This window comes from Vreelandella halophytica, from assembly GCF_968193635.1.
This window is the reverse complement of sequence record NZ_OZ309107.1, coordinates 1,799,605-1,817,916: the sequence shown is the minus strand read 5'-3', so window position 1 is coordinate 1,817,916 and position 18,312 is coordinate 1,799,605. Positions and strand designations below refer to the sequence as shown.

The 18,312-nt window shown below is 57.6% G+C and carries 18 protein-coding genes and 1 tRNA gene; 14 read left to right on the top strand and 5 right to left on the bottom strand.

Going from position 1 to position 18,312, the window contains the following annotated elements; genetic code table 11:
* Window positions 1-166 precede the first annotated feature (166 nt).
* Window positions 167-886, bottom strand: a complete 720-nt coding sequence (locus ACWHXT_RS08520) for a ComF family protein (RefSeq protein WP_447957942.1) — start codon at window positions 884-886, stop codon at window positions 167-169.
* Between the two features lie 84 nt (window positions 887-970).
* On the opposite strand from ACWHXT_RS08520, the gene ACWHXT_RS08515 reads away from it, so the two are divergent.
* From ACWHXT_RS08515 to ACWHXT_RS08505, 3 genes are all read left to right on the top strand, one after another.
* Window positions 971-1,055: transfer RNA gene (locus ACWHXT_RS08515), tRNA-Leu, on the top strand.
* Window positions 1,056-1,359: 304 nt separating this feature from the next.
* Window positions 1,360-1,989: a hypothetical protein gene (locus ACWHXT_RS08510; protein ID WP_447957941.1), complete on the top strand. Its 630-nt coding sequence runs from the start codon at window positions 1,360-1,362 to the stop codon at window positions 1,987-1,989.
* Window positions 1,990-2,068: 79 nt separating this feature from the next.
* Window positions 2,069-3,061: a hypothetical protein gene (locus ACWHXT_RS08505; protein ID WP_447957940.1), complete on the top strand. Its 993-nt coding sequence runs from the start codon at window positions 2,069-2,071 to the stop codon at window positions 3,059-3,061.
* A gap of 15 nt (window positions 3,062-3,076) precedes the next feature.
* Here the strand turns inward: ACWHXT_RS08505 and ACWHXT_RS08500 are convergent, their stop codons facing one another.
* A complete protein-coding gene (locus ACWHXT_RS08500; RefSeq protein ID WP_447929043.1) occupies window positions 3,077-3,838 on the bottom strand; it encodes an SDR family NAD(P)-dependent oxidoreductase in 762 nt (253 codons plus the stop codon).
* A gap of 126 nt (window positions 3,839-3,964) precedes the next feature.
* On the opposite strand from ACWHXT_RS08500, the gene ACWHXT_RS08495 reads away from it, so the two are divergent.
* The 4 genes from ACWHXT_RS08495 to ACWHXT_RS08480 all read left to right on the top strand — a co-directional run bounded on the left by ACWHXT_RS08495 (window position 3,965) and on the right by ACWHXT_RS08480 (window position 7,567).
* On the top strand, window positions 3,965-4,447 hold the full coding sequence (locus ACWHXT_RS08495) for an FxsA family protein (RefSeq protein WP_447957939.1): 483 nt from the start codon (window positions 3,965-3,967) through the stop codon (window positions 4,445-4,447).
* 236 nt (window positions 4,448-4,683) lie between these two features.
* Complete coding sequence (locus ACWHXT_RS08490) at window positions 4,684-4,977, top strand: co-chaperone GroES (protein WP_447528761.1); 294 nt, start codon at window positions 4,684-4,686, stop codon at window positions 4,975-4,977.
* Window positions 4,978-5,036: 59 nt separating this feature from the next.
* Window positions 5,037-6,680 (top strand): chaperonin GroEL, encoded by a 1,644-nt coding sequence (gene groL / locus ACWHXT_RS08485; protein ID WP_447929041.1) that lies wholly within the window; start codon window positions 5,037-5,039, stop codon window positions 6,678-6,680.
* Window positions 6,681-6,829: 149 nt separating this feature from the next.
* Window positions 6,830-7,567 (top strand): RNA methyltransferase, encoded by a 738-nt coding sequence (locus tag ACWHXT_RS08480; protein ID WP_447957938.1) that lies wholly within the window; start codon window positions 6,830-6,832, stop codon window positions 7,565-7,567.
* Window positions 7,568-7,627: 60 nt separating this feature from the next.
* Here ACWHXT_RS08480 and ACWHXT_RS08475 read toward each other — a convergent pair whose 3' ends face one another.
* The gene (locus tag ACWHXT_RS08475) at window positions 7,628-8,974 is read right to left on the bottom strand and encodes a Na+/H+ antiporter family protein (RefSeq protein ID WP_447957937.1); all 1,347 of its coding nucleotides are present in this window, start codon (window positions 8,972-8,974) and stop codon (window positions 7,628-7,630) included.
* A gap of 220 nt (window positions 8,975-9,194) precedes the next feature.
* Here ACWHXT_RS08475 and ACWHXT_RS08470 point away from each other — a divergent pair, with 220 nt between their 5' ends.
* The 5 genes from ACWHXT_RS08470 (at window position 9,195) to mntR (ending at window position 13,241) form a co-directional block, all read left to right on the top strand.
* Complete coding sequence (locus tag ACWHXT_RS08470; RefSeq protein WP_447957936.1) at window positions 9,195-10,589, top strand: GntP family permease; 1,395 nt, start codon at window positions 9,195-9,197, stop codon at window positions 10,587-10,589.
* Window positions 10,590-10,679: 90 nt separating this feature from the next.
* Complete coding sequence (locus tag ACWHXT_RS08465; RefSeq protein ID WP_447957935.1) at window positions 10,680-11,441, top strand: DUF1538 family protein; 762 nt, start codon at window positions 10,680-10,682, stop codon at window positions 11,439-11,441.
* Window positions 11,438-12,202 carry a DUF1538 family protein gene (locus ACWHXT_RS08460; RefSeq protein WP_447957934.1) on the top strand — a complete coding sequence of 255 codons (765 nt, stop codon included), beginning with the start codon at window positions 11,438-11,440 and terminating at the stop codon, window positions 12,200-12,202. The genes ACWHXT_RS08465 and ACWHXT_RS08460 overlap by 4 nt, the downstream gene beginning before the upstream one ends.
* A gap of 35 nt (window positions 12,203-12,237) precedes the next feature.
* A complete protein-coding gene (locus ACWHXT_RS08455; RefSeq protein ID WP_447929035.1) occupies window positions 12,238-12,585 on the top strand; it encodes a P-II family nitrogen regulator in 348 nt (115 codons plus the stop codon).
* 179 nt (window positions 12,586-12,764) lie between these two features.
* The gene (mntR, locus tag ACWHXT_RS08450; RefSeq protein WP_447528751.1) at window positions 12,765-13,241 is read left to right on the top strand and encodes a manganese-binding transcriptional regulator MntR; all 477 of its coding nucleotides are present in this window, start codon (window positions 12,765-12,767) and stop codon (window positions 13,239-13,241) included.
* Between the two features lies 1 nt (window position 13,242).
* Here mntR and ACWHXT_RS08445 read toward each other — a convergent pair whose 3' ends face one another.
* Both ACWHXT_RS08445 and ACWHXT_RS08440 read right to left on the bottom strand, forming a co-directional pair.
* Entirely contained in the window at window positions 13,243-13,950 is a 708-nt protein-coding gene (locus ACWHXT_RS08445) for an RES family NAD+ phosphorylase (RefSeq protein ID WP_447957933.1), read from the bottom strand.
* A complete protein-coding gene (locus ACWHXT_RS08440; RefSeq protein WP_447929033.1) occupies window positions 13,944-14,342 on the bottom strand; it encodes an antitoxin Xre-like helix-turn-helix domain-containing protein in 399 nt (132 codons plus the stop codon). Before ACWHXT_RS08440 ends, ACWHXT_RS08445 begins: the two co-directional genes overlap by 7 nt.
* A 962-nt stretch (window positions 14,343-15,304) precedes the next feature.
* Between ACWHXT_RS08440 and ACWHXT_RS08435 the strand changes: the two genes are divergently transcribed.
* Both ACWHXT_RS08435 and ACWHXT_RS08430 read left to right on the top strand, forming a co-directional pair.
* Complete coding sequence (locus ACWHXT_RS08435) at window positions 15,305-16,651, top strand: UDP-glucose dehydrogenase family protein (RefSeq protein WP_447957932.1); 1,347 nt, start codon at window positions 15,305-15,307, stop codon at window positions 16,649-16,651.
* Window positions 16,652-16,659: 8 nt separating this feature from the next.
* On the top strand, window positions 16,660-18,240 hold the full coding sequence (locus tag ACWHXT_RS08430) for a glycosyltransferase (protein ID WP_447957931.1): 1,581 nt from the start codon (window positions 16,660-16,662) through the stop codon (window positions 18,238-18,240).
* Window positions 18,241-18,312 lie beyond the last annotated feature (72 nt).

Genomic DNA, 18,312 nt, shown 5'->3' with positions numbered 1-18,312 from the left:
TTAAAGGAACATTGAGATTATAATTAAGCCCAAAGATAGAAACTTGCTAATAACATGTCCTAGAGATAGAGATGATTTTAAGCATCTAACACTTTAATCGGCTACTGATGCTTGATACGCTTACTTACTTTGGAAAATATCATGCTCCTGCAAAACGTCCATTCTATCAGTTACTTCCCAGCGGTGTGCGCGCCGGCGCCCAGAGATCGACCCGGCTCGCGCCGGCGCTTAGCGCCCTGCGCGCCAGCTCGTGCCCAGTGGCACCCGTCGTAACGACATCGTCGATAACGGTTACGTGGGGCGGAAGCTTTGGGGGAAGCTTGAAGGCGCCTTTTAAGTTGGCCGCACGCTGCTTACGGTTGAGCGTGCGTTGCGAGGGCAGATTTTTAACACACTCACCGGTGAGCAAGGGCCGCCCCAAACGCCTGGCGAGCTGCTGGGCAAGCCAGTGTGCCTGGTTGAAGCCGCGCTCGCGCGCTTTAGCCGGGTGCATAGGCACGCCGATGAGCGCATCGCCCACCGCCGCCGGTGGGCGCGTCAGCATCAACTCCACCAACAGCATGCCCGCCCGGGGCGAGGCGTGGAACTTAAAATCGCGCACGAGCTCTTTAACGCTCGCTAAATACAGAAACTCGGCGGTGGTCGCGGAGAACGCGGGCGGCTCGATTAGGCAGTGGCCGCAAAGCGCGTTTTCAGTGCCGGCATAAGAAGATGGCAGCGGCTCCTTGCACCGGGGGCAGGCGCAGGTGTTAAGCGCAAGCAGTGAATAGCATTCGTCGCACCACCCTTCTACTCGGGCCTGAGGCGACAGACAGAAAGCGCAGTACCCCGGCAGCGCTTTTTTAAACGCCGCATTGGCTGCCCGGCCCCACTGCATTAACCCCATGGCAATCTCACCTGTTCGGTACTAATTTCTTCTGGCAGCTTATTGACTTAGCGCCAAATATTGATAATATACGCCTCGTCTTCTGCGGATGTGGTGGAATTGGTAGACACGCTAGATTTAGGTTCTAGTGCCGTAAGGTGTGGGAGTTCGAGTCTCCCCATCCGCACCAATATGATTTTGTTAAGTTTTTCCCTCCTCTTAGTATTCCTTCTAGACTCCCTGAATTATCCCGCGTGACCGGATTGTGACTTGGCCAATTGACGGCTTAACGCACTTCTTCGGCGCCCAGCCTTTGTTGCTCGTCTTTCAAATTCCGTTGCTCGCTCTCCAAACTAAAGTACCTTTTGGTGGCTGACAACTCGTCGCCTCTAATCCGCACGGCTTTTTATTACGCCTTACCCTGGGCTAATGACTTTTGGCGCCTGCCAGGCTAAATTAGCGCGCTACAAATGACTTCATTCAAGGGATCTGCCATGGAATGGCTCGATGAGAATGCGCAGGCAATTTCGGCGCTTACCAGCTCTTTAACGCTTTTTGTTTGGCTTTTTTACGCCCAACTGCTTTTTCACAGTTACTCCCGCCAGCGTCGCCCTCGCATCATCATCAACCGCGGTAAAGGTATCGGTACCGAAGCGCTTTGCCTGGTGAGCAACATGAGTACCGAATCGGTTTATCTTCAGCATGTCATTGCGGTCCTGCATACGGATAGCCACTCCTATGAGCTCGACGTAGTGGAATACCAGCAGCAAAGCGATGACGAAGGCGAAGATAGCTACCGCACCCACCAGGGACCGCTTACCTCCGGCAACAATATCCATATTCAAAGCTTTGGCGCGATCATCGAGCAGGTTCAAAAGTACTGGAACATCGATCAGCAAACCATCGAGCAGTCGAACCTTAAAATGGAAATACGCGTGATCGCCATTTACGGGCCGGAAGACAAGCCTTTTGGCGCCTCACGCTGTTTCGACCTGGACGTCAACGCCGAGCCGAACCGCCAGCTTATTCCTCAAGGCATCGATACCCAACGCATGACCAGCTACCGCCAGCGTAAAAAAGTGATCAAGTGGGCCGAAGAGGTCGAACTGCACAAGGCGAAATAACACCGTAAAACAACATAACACCGGCAAGACAGCTGACTTAGCGGCTGCCTGCCCGCATCATCATTCAGGGACGTTTTTCATGAAGTTAGTTATTGCCTCTCTTTGTATGGGCTCGTTCGTCGCTTTTTCGCTACCCGCCCATGCACAACAAGAGGAAGAGAGTGACTTGTCCGACTGGGCGACGGAGCGGGTAGAGCCCTTTCGCGCCAGTGTGGGTAACTGGGTCGACAATACCTCACGCAACGTGGACGCTTTTTTCGGGGGCGACCACTACACCGCCTCCGCTGAAAACGACTCCTACCTGCGCCTGGGTCAGGAAATCGACTGGATGGAAGGTGAAGGCGTCGACGGCGATACCAGCATCCGCTACCGAATCGATCTACCCACTACCGAAGAGCGCCTGCGCCTGGTCATCGAGAGCGACCCGGACGAGAGCCAGGGCACGCTTGCCGAAGAGGGCTCGGGGCGGCTTTATAACGACCAGCGCGATCGCAGCAACTCGATACTCGGCCTTGACTGGCTCGAAAGCCGGGACAAACGTGAAAACTGGAGCAACCGGTTTGGCGCCGGTGTCCGGCTGCGCCTGCCCATCGACCCCTACGTGCGCTTCACCAGCGAACGCTTGTGGGATATCGGCGATGGCCCCTGGCAGCTCGAGTCATTCAACCGGCTCTCCTGGTTCAACAATTCCGGGTACAACGCCCGCACCCGCTGGGATATCGGCCGAGCGCTGAGCGAGCGCCGCCACCTTCGCTTTATCAGCACCGTGCAGTGGCGCGAAGAAGAAGACACTCTCGAGTACAGCGAAGTGGCCGAGCTCAACCACCGCATCAACGACCGCAGCGCGCTGCGCTACTCGGCGATTGCCATAGGCGAGAGCGTTTCGACCCCGCGCATGACCGATTACTACCTGCAAACCCGTTACCGCCGCGACCTGCACAAGGGTATTCTGTTTGCGGATGTGATTCCGGAGCTGCATTTTCAGCGCGATGTCAGCTACGACCCGCGCTGGGCGATGACGATGCGCCTGGAAATGTACTTTCAGCGCGAGATCAGTCGCGACTACTTTTAAGCCGACACGCTTGGGTTAAAGGCGCAAGCCACCGTCGCACTCGATGATACGCGCGGTGAAGTAGTCGTTCTCGAAAATGAACGCCACGCTCTGGGCGATATGCGAAGGCTCGCCCAGCGCTTTCAGTGGCACACTTTCCGCGATGCGCTCGCGCATATCCGGGCGCATCGCCGCGGTCATTTCCGTCGAAACGAAGCCCGGCGCGACGGTTCCGGTACGAATACCATGGCGGGCAAGCTCTTTGCCCCAGGTGACGGTCAACGCGTGAATCCCCGCCTTGGCGGCAGCGTAGTTGCTCTGGCCCATGTTGCCCGCTTTGGAAATACTCGAGATATTGACGATGACCCCAGCGTGGCCCGCCTCGATCATCTGGGTGGCAGCTTCACGCCCGCAAAGAAACGCCCCGGTCAGGTTCACGTCGAGCACCCGCTGCCAGGCGTCAAGCGACATACGCTTTTCGACCTTGCCCTCCTTGACCTTCACGAGCATCGCGTCGTCGGTAATACCCGCATTATTGATACACCCGCTGACCGGGCCGAGCGTACGCTTGATCGCCGCAAACCCCTCCTCGACCGAGCGTTCGTCTGCGACGTTCACCTCAAACGCGTTAGCCTGAATATCGCGCTCGGCCAGGCGTGCAACGGCCTCGCTGAGCGCCTGAGGTTGGGTATCCAGTAACGCAAGCCGAGCACCGCGAGCGCCCAGGTGTTCGGCGGCGGCAAACCCCAACCCGCGGGCGCCACCGGTAATCGCGATGACTTTATGATCTACGTCCATTGCTCGTTCCCAGGTAAAAATTAATGATTGAGCGCGCGACGCTTTTGCCCGCACTGCGCGCGAGGCTGCTTGTAATTGTAATTTTTGGCACCATAGAGGGTACTAACGTTAGTGCTGGAGGCAGCCATGCCCGTATTACTTTTCATATCGATCTTCACCCTACTCGATTTTGTCGTGCTTTTCTCGGTAGGCAGCCATATCGGCCTGCTCACCACACTTGCTTTAGTGGTGCTCACCGGCTTTGTCGGCCTGCACCTCATTCGCCGCGAAGGTATCTCGACACTGGCCCGGGCACGCGCGCGGATGCAGTCGGGTGAAATTCCCTCTTCCGAGATCTTCACCGGGGCGGCGCTGATCTTCGGCGGCGCCCTGCTCATGGCCCCCGGCTTTTTATCCGATGCGCTCGGACTTGCCTGTTTGCTGCCCAACGCGCGGCAGCTGATGGTAAAGGCGCTGACCTGGTTTGGCTTGAAAACCACGCTTCATCAGTCGGGCCCGCGCCCACAAGAGCCGCCTCATACCGGCTGGAACGATCAGCGCGGCGGCCAACGCGACTCCACCACCATCGAGGGCGAGTTCATTAGCCGTGAAGACGAAGGTCGCCGGTAGTGAGACCCGCCCCCGCGATCACGACTTAAGTCGAGGTCTTTAGGATAATTTTTTGGCTCCAGGCCCTTGAAAGGCAGGCGTAAGCCCCCACTTTTTGAATCAGCACAGACTTCGGCAAAAGCAGTGGCTTTTGCCTTCGACAGGAAGGCAGCAGGCCTTCACTTCTCGGGGCAAGACCGCGAGAATTCATTTAAAACGGCCCGTTGGGCTTTGACGATACTCAGGAGAACGAAAGCATGAATATCCGTCCCTTGCACGATCGCGTCGTAATTCGTCGCGTGGAAGAAGAACAGAAAACCGCTGGCGGCATCGTGCTACCGGGCAACGCCCAGGAAAAACCGACCCGTGGTGAAATCCTGGCCGTCGGTAATGGTCGCATTCTGGAAAACGGTGAAGTGCGCGCCCTGGACGTAAAAGTAGGCGATAACGTGATTTTCAAGGACGGCTTCGGCGTCGAGAAGCAAAAGATCGACGGTGAAGAAGTGCTGATCATGAGCGAAGCCGACATCCTGGCGGTCGTCGAAGGCTAATTCGACTGTCTCGACTATTTACTTTCATCTATTCACTTTCAATTTAGGAAGTAACGAACATGGCAGCTAAGCAAGTCAAGTTTTCCGATGATGCCCGCAAACGTATGGCACGTGGCGTTGACACGCTGGCCAACGCGGTAAAAGTCACGCTGGGCCCGAAAGGCCGTAACGTGGTACTCGATAAATCCTTCGGCGCACCGACCGTCACCAAAGATGGTGTTTCCGTTGCCAAGGAAATCGAACTGAAAGACAAGTTCGAAAACATGGGCGCGCAAATGGTCAAGGAAGTCGCTTCCAAGACCTCTGACGCCGCCGGCGACGGTACCACCACCGCTACCGTTCTGGCCCAGGCGATCGTCGCCGAAGGCCTGAAAGGCGTGACCGCCGGCATGAACCCGATGGATCTCAAGCGCGGTATCGACCAGGCCGTCAACGCCGCCGTCAAAGAAATCCAGGCAATGGCCGTACCCTGCACCGACACCAAGTCCATCGCTCAGGTCGGTACGATCTCTGCCAACGGCGACAAGCGCATTGGCGAAATCATCGCTGAAGCGATGGAAAAAGTCGGTAAAGAAGGCGTGATCACCGTCGATGAAGGCCGTGGTTTCGAAGACGAGCTGGAAGTGGTCGAAGGTATGCAGTTCGACCGTGGCTACCTCTCGCCCTACTTCGTCACCAACCAGGAAACCATGTCCGTCGAGCTCGAGGACCCCTACATCCTGCTCGTCGACAAGAAAGTTTCCAACATCCGCGAACTGCTGCCGGTACTCGAAGCCGTTGCCAAGCAAGGCAAGCCGCTGGCCATCATCGCTGAAGATATCGAAGGCGAAGCGCTGGCGACGCTGGTCGTCAACAACATGCGCGGTATCGTTAAAGTCGCCGCGACCAAGGCGCCTGGCTTTGGTGACCGTCGTAAGTCCATGCTGCAGGACATCGCGATCCTGACCAACGGCACCGTGATCTCTGAAGAAGTGGGCCTGACGCTCGAGCAAGCGAACCTGGATCATCTGGGTACCGCCAAGCGCATGACCATGTCCAAAGAGAACACCACCATCATCGATGGTGCCGGTCAGGAAAACGACATCGAAGCGCGGGTTAACCAGATTCGTGCCCAGATCGAAGAGACCTCTTCCGACTACGACAAAGAGAAGCTTCAGGAGCGTGTCGCGAAGCTGGCTGGCGGCGTTGCCGTCATCCGTGTGGGTGCGGCGACCGAAGTCGAGATGAAAGAGAAGAAAGCACGTGTCGAAGACGCGCTGCACTCTACTCGCGCCGCGGTCGAAGAAGGCGTCGTACCTGGCGGCGGTACCGCCCTGGTTCGCGTCATGGCCAAGGTACAGGGCCTGACCGGCGACAACGAAGACCAGAACCACGGCATCAACATGGCGCTGCGTGCCATGCAGTCGCCGCTGCGCCAAATCATCACCAACGCAGGTGAAGAGCCGGCGGTCGTGATCAACCGCGTTAAAGATGGCGAAGGCAACTTCGGCTATAACGCGCAAACCAGCGAGTACGGCGACCTGTTCGAAATGGGCGTACTCGACCCGGCGAAAGTTACGCGTACCGCGCTGCAGTCTGCCGGTTCCGTGGCGGGTCTGATGATCACCACCGAGTGCATGATCGCCGACGACCCGGACGAGAAAGAAGCTGCCTCGGATATGGGTGGCATGGGCGGAATGGGTGGCATGGGCGGCATGATGTAAGCCTTGCCCCACTGCTTTGACGTTTGACGTCGACAAGAACCCCGCCCTGTGCGGGGTTCTTGCCGTTTGGGGCCGCGAGACGGCTTTTTTGAGGCCAAAGCGTGCTACCATGCGCGCTTTATTCAGGCTTTACTTGGGTCGTTCTTACCGTGCTTTCTCGTATTCGTATCGTGCTCGTTCAAACCTTTCATCCTGGTAATATCGGTGCCGCGGCGCGGGCCATGAAGACCATGGGTCTTGTGGACCTGGTGCTGGTCAATCCCCGGGAGTTTCCAAGCGAAGAAGCAACCCGTTTGGCCGCCGGCGCCACGGACGTGCTGGAAAACGCACGGGTCGTGAATGGCCTCAATGAAGCCGTCAGCGACTGCGTACAGGTGATCGGTGCCAGCGCCCGGCTGAGAAGCCTGCCACTGCCCCACTTCGACGAACCCGATGAGATGGCCCAAAGCGCGGTGCAAAATGCCCAGCAGGCGCCGGTGGCGCTGGTATTCGGGCGCGAGCGCTCGGGGCTGACCAACGACGAAATTCGCGAATGCACCCATCAGGTGAGCATTCCGGCCAACCCGGAGTACGGTATCCTGAATATCTCCCAGGCCGTGCAGATACTCGCCTACGAGGTTCACCGGGCCTGGCGCAAACGAGCCGGAAGCGACTTTTCCTATCAGCGCCCGCTCGAGGCCACGCCCCCTACCCGCGAGCAGCTCGATTACTTCCAGGACCATCTGGGCCGCCTGATGCGCCAAAGCGGCTTTCTGACCCAGCCCCACGCCCGCACCGAAGAGCAGCTGCAAATGCTCTTCACCCGCGCCGAGCCGAGTCGCAAGGAGCTTTCGCTACTACGCGGATTGCTAAGCGCGTTCGAATCCCACCTTCCGAATAACGAATAACGCACTAAAGCGTCATAAAAAAAGGCAGCCGAGGCTGCCTTTTTAAGTAGCAAGCGATACCTAGAACCACATCGCGCCGAGCCAGCCAAAGGCGATCAGCGGCAGGTTGTAGTGGATGAAGGTGGGTACCACGCTGTCCCAGATGTGGTCGTGCTGGCCGTCGACGTTGAGCCCGGAGGTTGGGCCAAGGGTCGAATCCGACGCGGGTGAGCCTGCATCGCCCAGGGCGGCGGCGGTGCCGACCAGCACCACCGTGGCCATGGGCGAAAAGCCAAACTGTACGGCCAGGGGCACGAAGATCGCGGCAATGATCGGTATGGTCGAAAACGACGACCCAATCCCCAGGGTGATGAAAAGCCCCACCAGCAGCATGGTCAGCGCCGCCAGGCCCCGGTTATCGCCGAAAAGTTCGAAGGCGCCGCTGACCAGCGCATCGATATCGCCGGTCGCTTTCATTACCTCGGCAAAACCCGCTGCGGAAATCATGATAAAGCCTATCAGCGCCATCATGCGCATGCCGCTGGTGAACAGGTCGTCCGCTTCGCGCCACTTGAAGATACCGCCCATCGAGAGAAGACCAATGCCCACCAGACCGCCCAGAATCATCGAGCCGGTATAAAGCTGCAAGCCCAGTGCAGCGACGATGGCAACCCCGGACATGATAAGCCCCTTCGCATGGGGCGTGGCCGGTGTAGCGCTGACCTGCGAGCTATTGGCCGCCACCTCTTTATCGGCGTAGCGGCGCTGGCCCCGGTAGCTGAAAAACAGAGCCACCAAAAGGCCCACCGCCATGCCGCCCACGGGAATGGCCATCGCCATGGGGACCATGGCCCGTGTGATCTCCAACCCCAGTGCTTCGCCGGCGCTGTTCAAATTGGCGAGCAGAATATCGTTGAGAAAAATCGCCCCGAACCCCACCGGTAACAACATATAGGGGGCGGTCAGGCCAAAGGTGAGCGCGCAGGCGATTGCACGGCGGTCGAGCTGAAGGCGGTTCATCAGCGCCAGCAGCGGCGGGATCAAAATGGGGATGAAGGCGATATGAACGGGAATGGCGTTTTGCGAGAAGATCGCCACCATCAGGATAGCGCCCAGTAAAATATACTTGACCCGGGTTTGGTGCGCCGCGGTGGACTCCTTGCCCAAAAGCCGAATCAAACGCTCGGCGAGCATATCGGGAAGCCCGGAGCGGGAAATCGCCACGGCGAACGCGCCCAGTGTGGCGTAGGCCAACGCCACCTGGGCACCACCCCCCACGCCGTCGTTGAACGCGCCCAGGGTATCCTCCAGGGAGAGCCCACCTACCAAACCACCCACAATGGCGCCCGCCACCAGGGCGAATACCACCGAGACACGTAAAAGCGACAGCGCCACCATGACGAGCACTGCAATAATCACTGCATTCATCGAGTTACCTAAAGCCTTGAAGGGTTTTGTGGACGTTGGCACTAGCGCTAAAGGTGACGAATATTAGCAGATGCCCACGGCTTTTAGCAGGCTAAATTCAGCGCCCGGCCCCGGCGTTACTCGCTACAACTTTAGTCACTAAGGCATTGCTGCTTTGCAACATCGGGCCTACTCTTTTTCGCTTGTCCACTCTATTAACAACAAAGATCAAGGCACTCCCATGAGTATGCTGGCAATTATCGTTTCCCTCGTACTGTTGATGCTGCTGGCCTATCGGGGCATCTCGGTCCTGCTGTTGGCGCCGCTCATGGCATCACTTGCCGTGCTGCTTTCCGGCGATGGCGCTTTTTTGCTGCCGGTGTACACCGACACCTTCATGCAGGCGCTGGGCGGTTACGTCACCCAGTTCTTCCCGCTTTTTTTACTCGGCGCGCTGTTTGGCCAGCTAATGGCGGATTCCGGCGCGGCCCACTCGATCTCGAACGGTATCGTCAAGCGTTTGGGCACCCAACACGTGGTACTGACCGTGGTCATGGCCTGCGCGGTACTGACCTACGGCGGCGTATCGCTGTTCGTGGTCGCGTTTGCGATCTATCCGATCAGCCGCGAGCTTTTCCGCGAGGCCAACGTGCCCAAGCGGCTCATTCCCGCTTCCATCGCACTTGGCTCGTTCACCTTTACCATGACCGCCCTGCCCGGCACACCGGCCATCCAGAACGCCATTCCCATTCCGTATTTCGCCACCAACAGCTTTGCAGCCCCGGGCCTTGGGGTGATCGGCGGGCTCATCATGCTGGGGCTGGGGATCGCCTATATTCAGTCGCGCGTGCACAAGGCCAAAGCAGCTGGCGAAGGCTACGGCGTACATACCGATAAAGAGGCCGAAGAGAGCGCTGATGAAGCCCCTCTCGCCACCATGGCACTGCCGCTTGCGCTGATCCCGCTGGTGATGGTGATCGGGCTGAACGCTTTATTTACCTACGGTGTGTTTCCCGCCCTGGATTTGAGTTTTATCGACGCCGCCTTCGAGAACGTCACCGCGGATAACCAGGCGGGCCTCTGGGCCATCCTGATTGCGCTCTTGAGCGCCTCCGCCTGGCTAATGGTGGCCCGCTGGCGCCACTGGGCCAATCTTAAAGCGACCGTCAACAAAGGGGTATTTGGCTCGCTGTTGCCTATTTTCAACACGGCGTCCGAAGTAGGTTACGGCGCGGTGATCGCAAGCCTTGCTGGCTTTGCCATCATTCGCGACGCGGTGTTGAACGTGTCGCCCAACAACCCGCTGATTTCCGAGGCGCTTGCCATGAGCGTGCTGGCGGGTATCACCGGCTCCTCCTCCGGCGGGCTCTCGATTGCGTTGGAAACCCTGGGCGACGAGTATTTGGCCATGGCGCAGCAGGCCGGTATCGACCCGGAACTGATGCACCGGGTGGCAACAATTGCCGCGGGTGGCATGGATACTCTGCCTCACTCCGGCGCGGTCATTACGCTTTTGGCCATCTGCGGGCTCACCCACCGCCAGTCCTACGCCAACGTGGCCATGGTCACTATCGTGCTACCCATCGCGGCACTGGCCAGCGTCATCACCCTGGGCACGTTATTGGGGAGTTTTTAGAACGCTTGATTCGAAAAGCTTGCTTCATATCAAACCCGCAACCCGCGTCCACGGTAATATGGCCCGACGCGCCCTACCCAATGTGACTTCATGCTTTTCGTTCTTTCACTTTTGCACCAGCTCAAAAGCAGCCTGCGCGATCTTGCCCCGATCGTGCTGGTGATGGGCTTTTTTCAGCTCGTGGTCATTCGCCAGCCGCTGCCGGATACCATTGCCCTGGCGGATCTCGCGGTGGGCGTTTTCTGCGTACTGATTGGCCTGACGCTTTTTATCAAGGGGCTATCGTTGGGGCTTTTCCCGCTTGGCGAAAGCCTGGCCCACGCCTTCGTGAAAAAGGGCTCGATCGTCTGGCTGATCGTTTTTGCCTTTGCCCTCGGGTTTGGCTCTACCGTGGCCGAGCCGGCGCTTATCGCCGTGGCCGCCCGGGCGGCGCTGGTACTTTCCGAAAGCGCCATGATCGAGCCCGGCGCCCAGGCAAGCTTTGCGTTGACGCTTCGCCTGGTGGTAGCGGTGTCGGTCGGCGTGGCGGTGATTCTTGGCGTGGTACGCATCATCAAGGGCTGGCGCTTGCCGCCGCTGATCATTACCGGCTACGTGCTGGTACTGCTGCTTACGCTGATCGCCCCGGAGGCGCTGATCGGGATCGCCTACGACTCCGGCGGGGTGACCACCTCGACCATTACCGTGCCGCTGGTCACCGCGCTGGGCGTAGGGCTTGCTTCCAGCATCAAGGGGCGTAACCCCATGCTCGATGGCTTTGGACTGATCGCGCTGGCCTCCATCATGCCCATCATCTTCGTGCTGGTATTCGGCATTCTAAGTCTGGGAATCTCGGCGGGAGGCGTGCCATGACGATACTGCAAAGCCTCTGGAGTACGTCGATCGATATTGCGCCGATCATTTTGATCATTTTTGGCTTCCAGTTTGGCGTGATCCGCAAACCCATCAAACGCCCGGCCCAGGTCGCCGTGGGCTTCATCATGGTGTGGCTGGGGCTTGCGCTATTTCTGGTAGGGCTGGAAAGCGCGCTGTTTCCGCTGGGCGAGCTCATGGCCATCCAGCTGACCGACCCGGACTTTCTACCCGCGCTTTCGCCAAGGGCTACGCGCCACTGGTCCGACTATTACTGGATCTACCTGTTCGCCTTCGCTATCGGCGCAAGCACCACCATTGCCGAACCCGCGCTCATGGCCGTGGCCCTCAAGGCAGGCGAGATTTCCGGCGGCACGCTCAACCCCTTGATGCTGCGCATCGCCGTCGCCCTGGGGATGGCCATGGGCATTACGCTCGGGGTTTGGCGTATCGTCATGGGCTTGCCGCTTCACTGGTTCATTCTGGGAGCTTATTGTCTGGTGATCGTGCAAACACTGCGCTCGCCGCGCGCCATCATACCGCTGGCCTTCGACTCCGGCGGGGTGACGACCTCGACCATTACCGTGCCGATCATCACGGCACTTGGCCTGGGAATCGCCGGCGCCATTCCCGGGCGCAGCCCGCTGGCGGACGGCTTTGGCATGATCGCCCTGGCATGTCTGTTTCCCATCATGACCGTTATGGGCTACGCCCAGATCAGCCAGTGGCTTTATCGACGCAAAAGCGCTCGAAGCCATTAGGCAACCGTTAATAGCAGCGCGCAAAGGAGATTACCATGCGCTTCAAACTGATCGTCGCGTTAGTAGAAGACGAGCTGAGCGATAGAGTATTGAACGCCGCCCGCGAGGCCGGTGCGACAGGAGCGACCGTGATCAACAACGCCCGCGGCGAAGGCCATCATCCGGTGCATGGCTTTTTGGGTATGGAGATCACCGCTCAACGCGATGTGCTGCTTTTTCTCAGCGAGGCGAGCGCCAGCCGGGCAATACTCGAAGCGATTGCCCGGGTGGGCGAATTCGATGAAACGCCGGGCACCGGGATCGCCTTTCAACTGGATGTAGAAGATGCGTTGGGCGTACAGAGTCAGATCAACTCGCTGGCCGCAGGTGAAGCCAAGCGCTAACCGCGGCGGCCGCCCTGCCGCGAACGGCGCTAGAGGCGTTAGGGGTATGCTAGTATGCGCCGGTGCAGGCGTTGGCCGGTAAAAGCCACGGGTAAACAATTTAGCCTTGGCTAACAATCGCCGGTGCGATACGCTAGCTTTATGACGCTGTTTCCATCTACTGCCAGTAAGTTTTGCCAATGAGTGATGACCAAACGCCGCAACGTCCATTACGGGGCGGCCATAGCAACGATGCGCTTCCGCCGGTCGAGCAACACGCTCGCCAGTACGAAACGGTGCGCAACGCTCATGAAACCGAGCTGATCGAAGACTACGTAGAGCTCATTGGCGACTTGCTCGATCATCGCGGTGAAGCGCGGGCAGCGGATATCGCCAATCGCATGGCGGTAAGCCAGGCGACCGTTTCAAAAATGATCCGCCGTCTCAACGAGCTGGGCCTTGTCACCAGCCAGCCCTACCGCTCGCTCTTTTTGACCGAAGAAGGCAAGAAAATGGCGCAGACCTCTCGGGGCCGCCACGATGTCGTGCTGCACTTTTTGCGCGCGCTGGGCGTGACCGACAGCACCGCCCGCATCGATGCCGAAGGTATGGAGCACCACGTCAGCGACGAAACCCTCGCCATTATGCAGCGCTTTACCGAACAGCACCGCCGCTAGCCTACTTCTCTTTTCCCGCCAGTGCCGAAAGCCGGTTGACCTGTGTCAGTCGGCCATTCCAGACCATCTCGATATGCGTGGTTTGCACGACGCCCTTCACATAGCGTGGGGTCATTAGCGCCCAGCAGGTCGCCCCGGGATTTCGCACCGACCGATAGCGAAGCCCTGGTTCCCGGGCCTGACGAAGTTCTCTGCCCAGTACGCGGGAAGCGCGGTAGCTGTCCGGGTCATAAACCGGATGATCCTGTTCAAGGGCGAGTCCATCGCGGCAATTTTTCTCATCGAACGTGCAGCGCAGTCCTCGAAACACGAAGCGTTCATAATGAAGCGCGGGCACTTTCTCCCAATAGGCCTGCTGGTGGTGGCTGACCTCGGCGATCGCCGTGGCTAACGTATCCGCGATATAAAGCACGCCAAAATGCCCGTCGCTAAAGCGCGAACCATCCGGATTGACGTGGGTAAATGCCCCGGCGGCGTAGGAACACCCGCGAATCCCGAAGGGAATCTCCTCGGTGGGTAGCAGCGCCAAATCCCCCAGCTCGTTGCGAATGCGGGGATTGGTCAGCGCCTGAAGCTTGAAAAGCGCTTCGAACTCATCCGCATCGGCCACGTCGTCGAAAAGTGCGATCGGCGGGAATTTGCTATTGATCAGCCGGTAGCCTTCGACCCGATTGGGCACGCGCTGCGCCAGCGCATCCACCGTTACCACTGGGCGCCTCGCAGGCTATCGATGCGCTTGAACGTTTCGTAAAGCGCGGCGAAGTCGCCACTTGCGATCACCTCGAGCGGCGTACGGCCATTAAAGTAAGGGTTATGATTGGCCATGGAGACAAACCCGTAGATGTTCTCCGGGTTTTCAAACAGGGTACGCAGCGCCGCGTGAATATTGAGCAGATAGCTGATGCGGGTGAGCTGGTCGCTGTCGAGCTTGATTTCGGCAAGCTCCCCACGCCGCGCCCGGGCGTAGGTCGAATGCGAAACACGTAGAATCGCCTCGCCTTGCTCTCCGCTTGCCTGCCATTTATCCAGAATGCGGACCGCGGCCTTCAAACCGGCCGCGGCGGCGGCTTTGTCGTTCGCTAACTCAGGTGCTGTTTGCATGACCAACCTCAACTATTATTTACAAATACTAATCCTTTAATAAAGTATCTGCAAATATATCGAGACGTCGTGTAGGGTCGCTCGCGCAGACTTACCTGGCGCGCCTGGCCAATCCGGCCGATTCCCGGCAGCTTGAAAATAGCGCCGCATCACAAGGCTAATAATCCCTGCAAAGCCGCCTCACGACGATCCCCAATCAAATACGTCAATGACACCTTAACGAAATAGCGGCGCGTAGATCACGAACGAGAATAGGAAGATAGAGAAAAGAAAAAGCGACGTTAGAAAATATCGCTTTAACTTAAATCGAAAAGCCATGCAAATAACTCAAGTTAAAAAATTATTTATATTAATATCTCCTCTCAAAATGGCACCTCAATCTCAGTCATCAACAACATATATTAAAGTATATTTATTATTTAATGATAAAGGATCGATCTACACACTTTATTTTCTTAATAACATGGATTAAATAAAAATATTTTCTTTGGCAAAGAATTGGGCAATACGATGGCCTCATTTTGAATATCACGAAAGCCAGAGAGCGACCGATATATTCGACACTCATCAATCTGGCCTAAATACCGCATAAGGCCCGGCATAACGGGCTTTAAACACGACAAATCCCGCCTCTATCTATCGTTTAATCAACGCGATTCCTCGCTAAAAACATGCCCCGTTTCGATCGACTCAAAGCTATCAAAGTAACTCTTATAGTCGATAGTAGACCTGTCCAACTTTCCATTTGGATTCGTGACACGCCTTGAAAATACTAAAAATCAATACCACCATAGTGGCCAACTTTTAATCGAAACTATTAATATAAGAATGCATTAATTTATTTGAATTGAAATATTTCAGCATTAAGACCATGAGCTTTTTTAGCTAATCAAGCTAATGCTCATCGAAACCTTTTGACATAAAAATATAAGACGACACTTTACCAAGGAGTAACAGGGAACATGAAAATTAGTATTTTCGGTTGTGGCTATGTGGGTCTCGTAACGGGTGCCTGCCTGGCCGATGTCGGTCATGACGTTATGTGCGTCGATGTCGACGAGAAGACAGTGGCCAGTCTTGAAGCGGGCAATTTAACGATTTTCGAACCGGGGCTGGAGCGCCTGGTACGAGATAATCAAGCCTCTGGCCGGTTGAAATTTACCACCGATGCGCCAGAAGCGGTCAAATTCGGCTCGCTTCAGTTCATCGCGGTGGGCACCCCTTCCGACGAAGATGGCAGTGCCGATCTTCAGTACGTCCTCAAGGTGGCCCAGACGATCGGCCAGCATATGGATGACTACACGATCATCGTCGACAAATCGACCGTGCCCGTAGGGACCGCCACCCAGGTGGAGCAAGCGGTGGCTACCGAGCTCGAAAAGCGGGGCCTCGCGCTGGATTTCGACGTTTGCTCGAACCCGGAGTTTCTCAAGGAAGGAGCGGCCATCGAGGACTTCTCCCGCGGTTCTCGCATTATCGTTGGCACCGAATCCGAGCGCGTCAAGGACGCCATGCGGGAGTGTTACGGCCCTTACAACCGCCAGCGCGACAAGCTGATGTTCATGGGTGTACGCAGCGCCGAATTGACAAAGTACGCGGCCAATGCCTTGCTTGCGACCAAGATAAGCTTCATCAACGAAGTCGCCAACCTGGCCGAGCACCTGGGCGCCGAAATCGAAGAGGTTCGCAACGGGATCGGGTCCGACCCGCGCATTGGTTACAGTTTCATCTATCCCGGCTGTGGCTACGGTGGCTCCTGCTTCCCCAAAGATGTCAGAGCGCTTGCCAATACCGCCGACGACATCGGCCAGCCCGCGCATGTCATCAAGGCGGTGGAACAGGTCAATACGCGCCAGAAGAGCACGCTGTTCGACAAACTCTCTCAGGCCCTGGATGGTCAACTGGCAGGCAAAACCATCGCCTTGTGGGGGCTTGCCTTCAAGCCCAATACCGATGACATGCGAGAGGCGCCCAGCAGGACCTTGATAGAAGCCCTGTGGAACGCTGGTGCGCGCGTGCAAGCGTTCGACCCGGAGGCCAGCCACGAGTGCCGTCGCCTCTACGGGGAGCGCGATGATCTCCTCCTCGCCGAGCAGCGCGACGATACCCTGGAAGGCGCCCATGCACTGGTCATCTGCACCGAGTGGAAAGCCTTTCGTACCGTCGACTTCTCCCAACTGAGCAACACGTTGCTCGAACCCGTCGTCGTCGATGGGCGCAATCTCTTCAATCCCGCTACCGTCAAAGCGGCAGGGCTTGCCTACTACGCCATCGGCCGGGGTGACTCCGTACGCGCCGTCCCGGCTTGAGGCCTTCAATGTTCGCTACTCGCCCCAAGCATTCCTCGGCCAGCCGTATCACGGAACTGACCACCTTCCTGTTCGGTTTGGCCCTGCTGATCTTTGCCATTAGCCAATTGCCGGCGGATGTCCTCTCGCCCGAGTCGGAGAGCTTCTTTTTCATCATTGGAGCGATCGCTATCTGGCGCTACTCCTGGTGGGCGGTACAGGCCGTTCGCTCGCTGTTGTACAACCGGCTGGTCTTTCCAAACCTGCGTGCCGACGCCGATGAGGCCGGCAACCAGGAAAAACCGCCTGAGCTCTTCGTGCTTTGTACCTCTTATCGTATCGACGAGCGCGTCAACTTCCAGGTCTACGATGCCTTGATACGCGAAGCCCATCAGTACGGGGTTCCAACGACGATCTTCGCGTCCGTTTCGGACCGTACCGACGTGGATATCATCACGCACGTGCTGGAAGAAAACGACTGGCCACAGAATGTCAGCGTGCGCTACATGTTTCAAAAGGGTGACGGCAAGCGTTCGGCCATGGCCGAGGTGCTGCGGGCGATCTCCCGGTGCCTGCCAGCGCCGGGGTCGCTTTTGATCTCGATGGACGGCGATATCCTCATCGAGCCCGACACCCTGTCACGCACCCTCTCTTTCTTTCTTGCCCAAAACGATTTGGGGGCGCTAACGACCAACAACCGTGCCCGGGTAACCGGGGGAGACGTCACCCGGGAGTGGTACGACCTGCGCTATGCCCAGCGCCATTTGATGATGAGTTCGATGTCGTTGTCCCGGCGGCTACTCGTTCTCACCGGTCGTTACAGCGTTTTTCGCACCGACCTTGCTACCAAGCCGGACTTCATCGAGCTAATCGAGAGCGACCACGTCGATCACTGGCGCTTCGGTAGTTTCAAGTTCCTGTCCGGCGACGATAAGTCCTCTTGGTATTGGCTGCTGAAAAACGGCTGGTCGATGCTCTACGTGCCCGATGTCTTCGTCACGGGATTCGAGGAGTTGCCCAACCGGCATCGCTTCTTTGCATCATCCACCGATCTGATGCGGCGCTGGTTTGGCAACATGCTGCGCATCAGCCATCGCGCCATCGCCCTGGGCCCTCGCCCCATGGGAATGTTCACCTGGTGGAGCCTGGTCGACCAGCGTATCTCCATGTGGACGACCCTGGTGGGCCCCACGGTGGTCCTGCTGGTCACGCTTTTCATACGCCCCTCGTTTTTCTTCACCTATGTGCTTTGGATCATGTTCACCCGTGGCATTGCCGTGTCGATTCTGGCGTGGCAACGCGGGCGGTTCAGCTGGCTGTGGATTCCGCTGATTTATTACAACCAGGTGTGGGGCGCGATCCTCAAGACCTATGTCAGCTTTCGCTTCAATCGTCAGCAGTGGTCGCGCCAGGGCATCTCGGCGGGCGAACCGGACGACCCGGTCGCGGTGCGCCGACAGCGACGCATCGGCCATGCGCTGCACGGGCTCTTCTATGGCACGCTTTTCCTCATCCTGGTGATCTCGACCGGCGACACGCTGCTTCCGGATCGGACTTCGATGCATATCGCCATCGATCAGCTATGGGGGGCAGGCAATGACGCCCGGTAATCCGATCCAACAGGCGCCTACTGACTATTTCTTATAAAAAGGCGGCCTGAAAGTTGTCGACGACTCATTCCT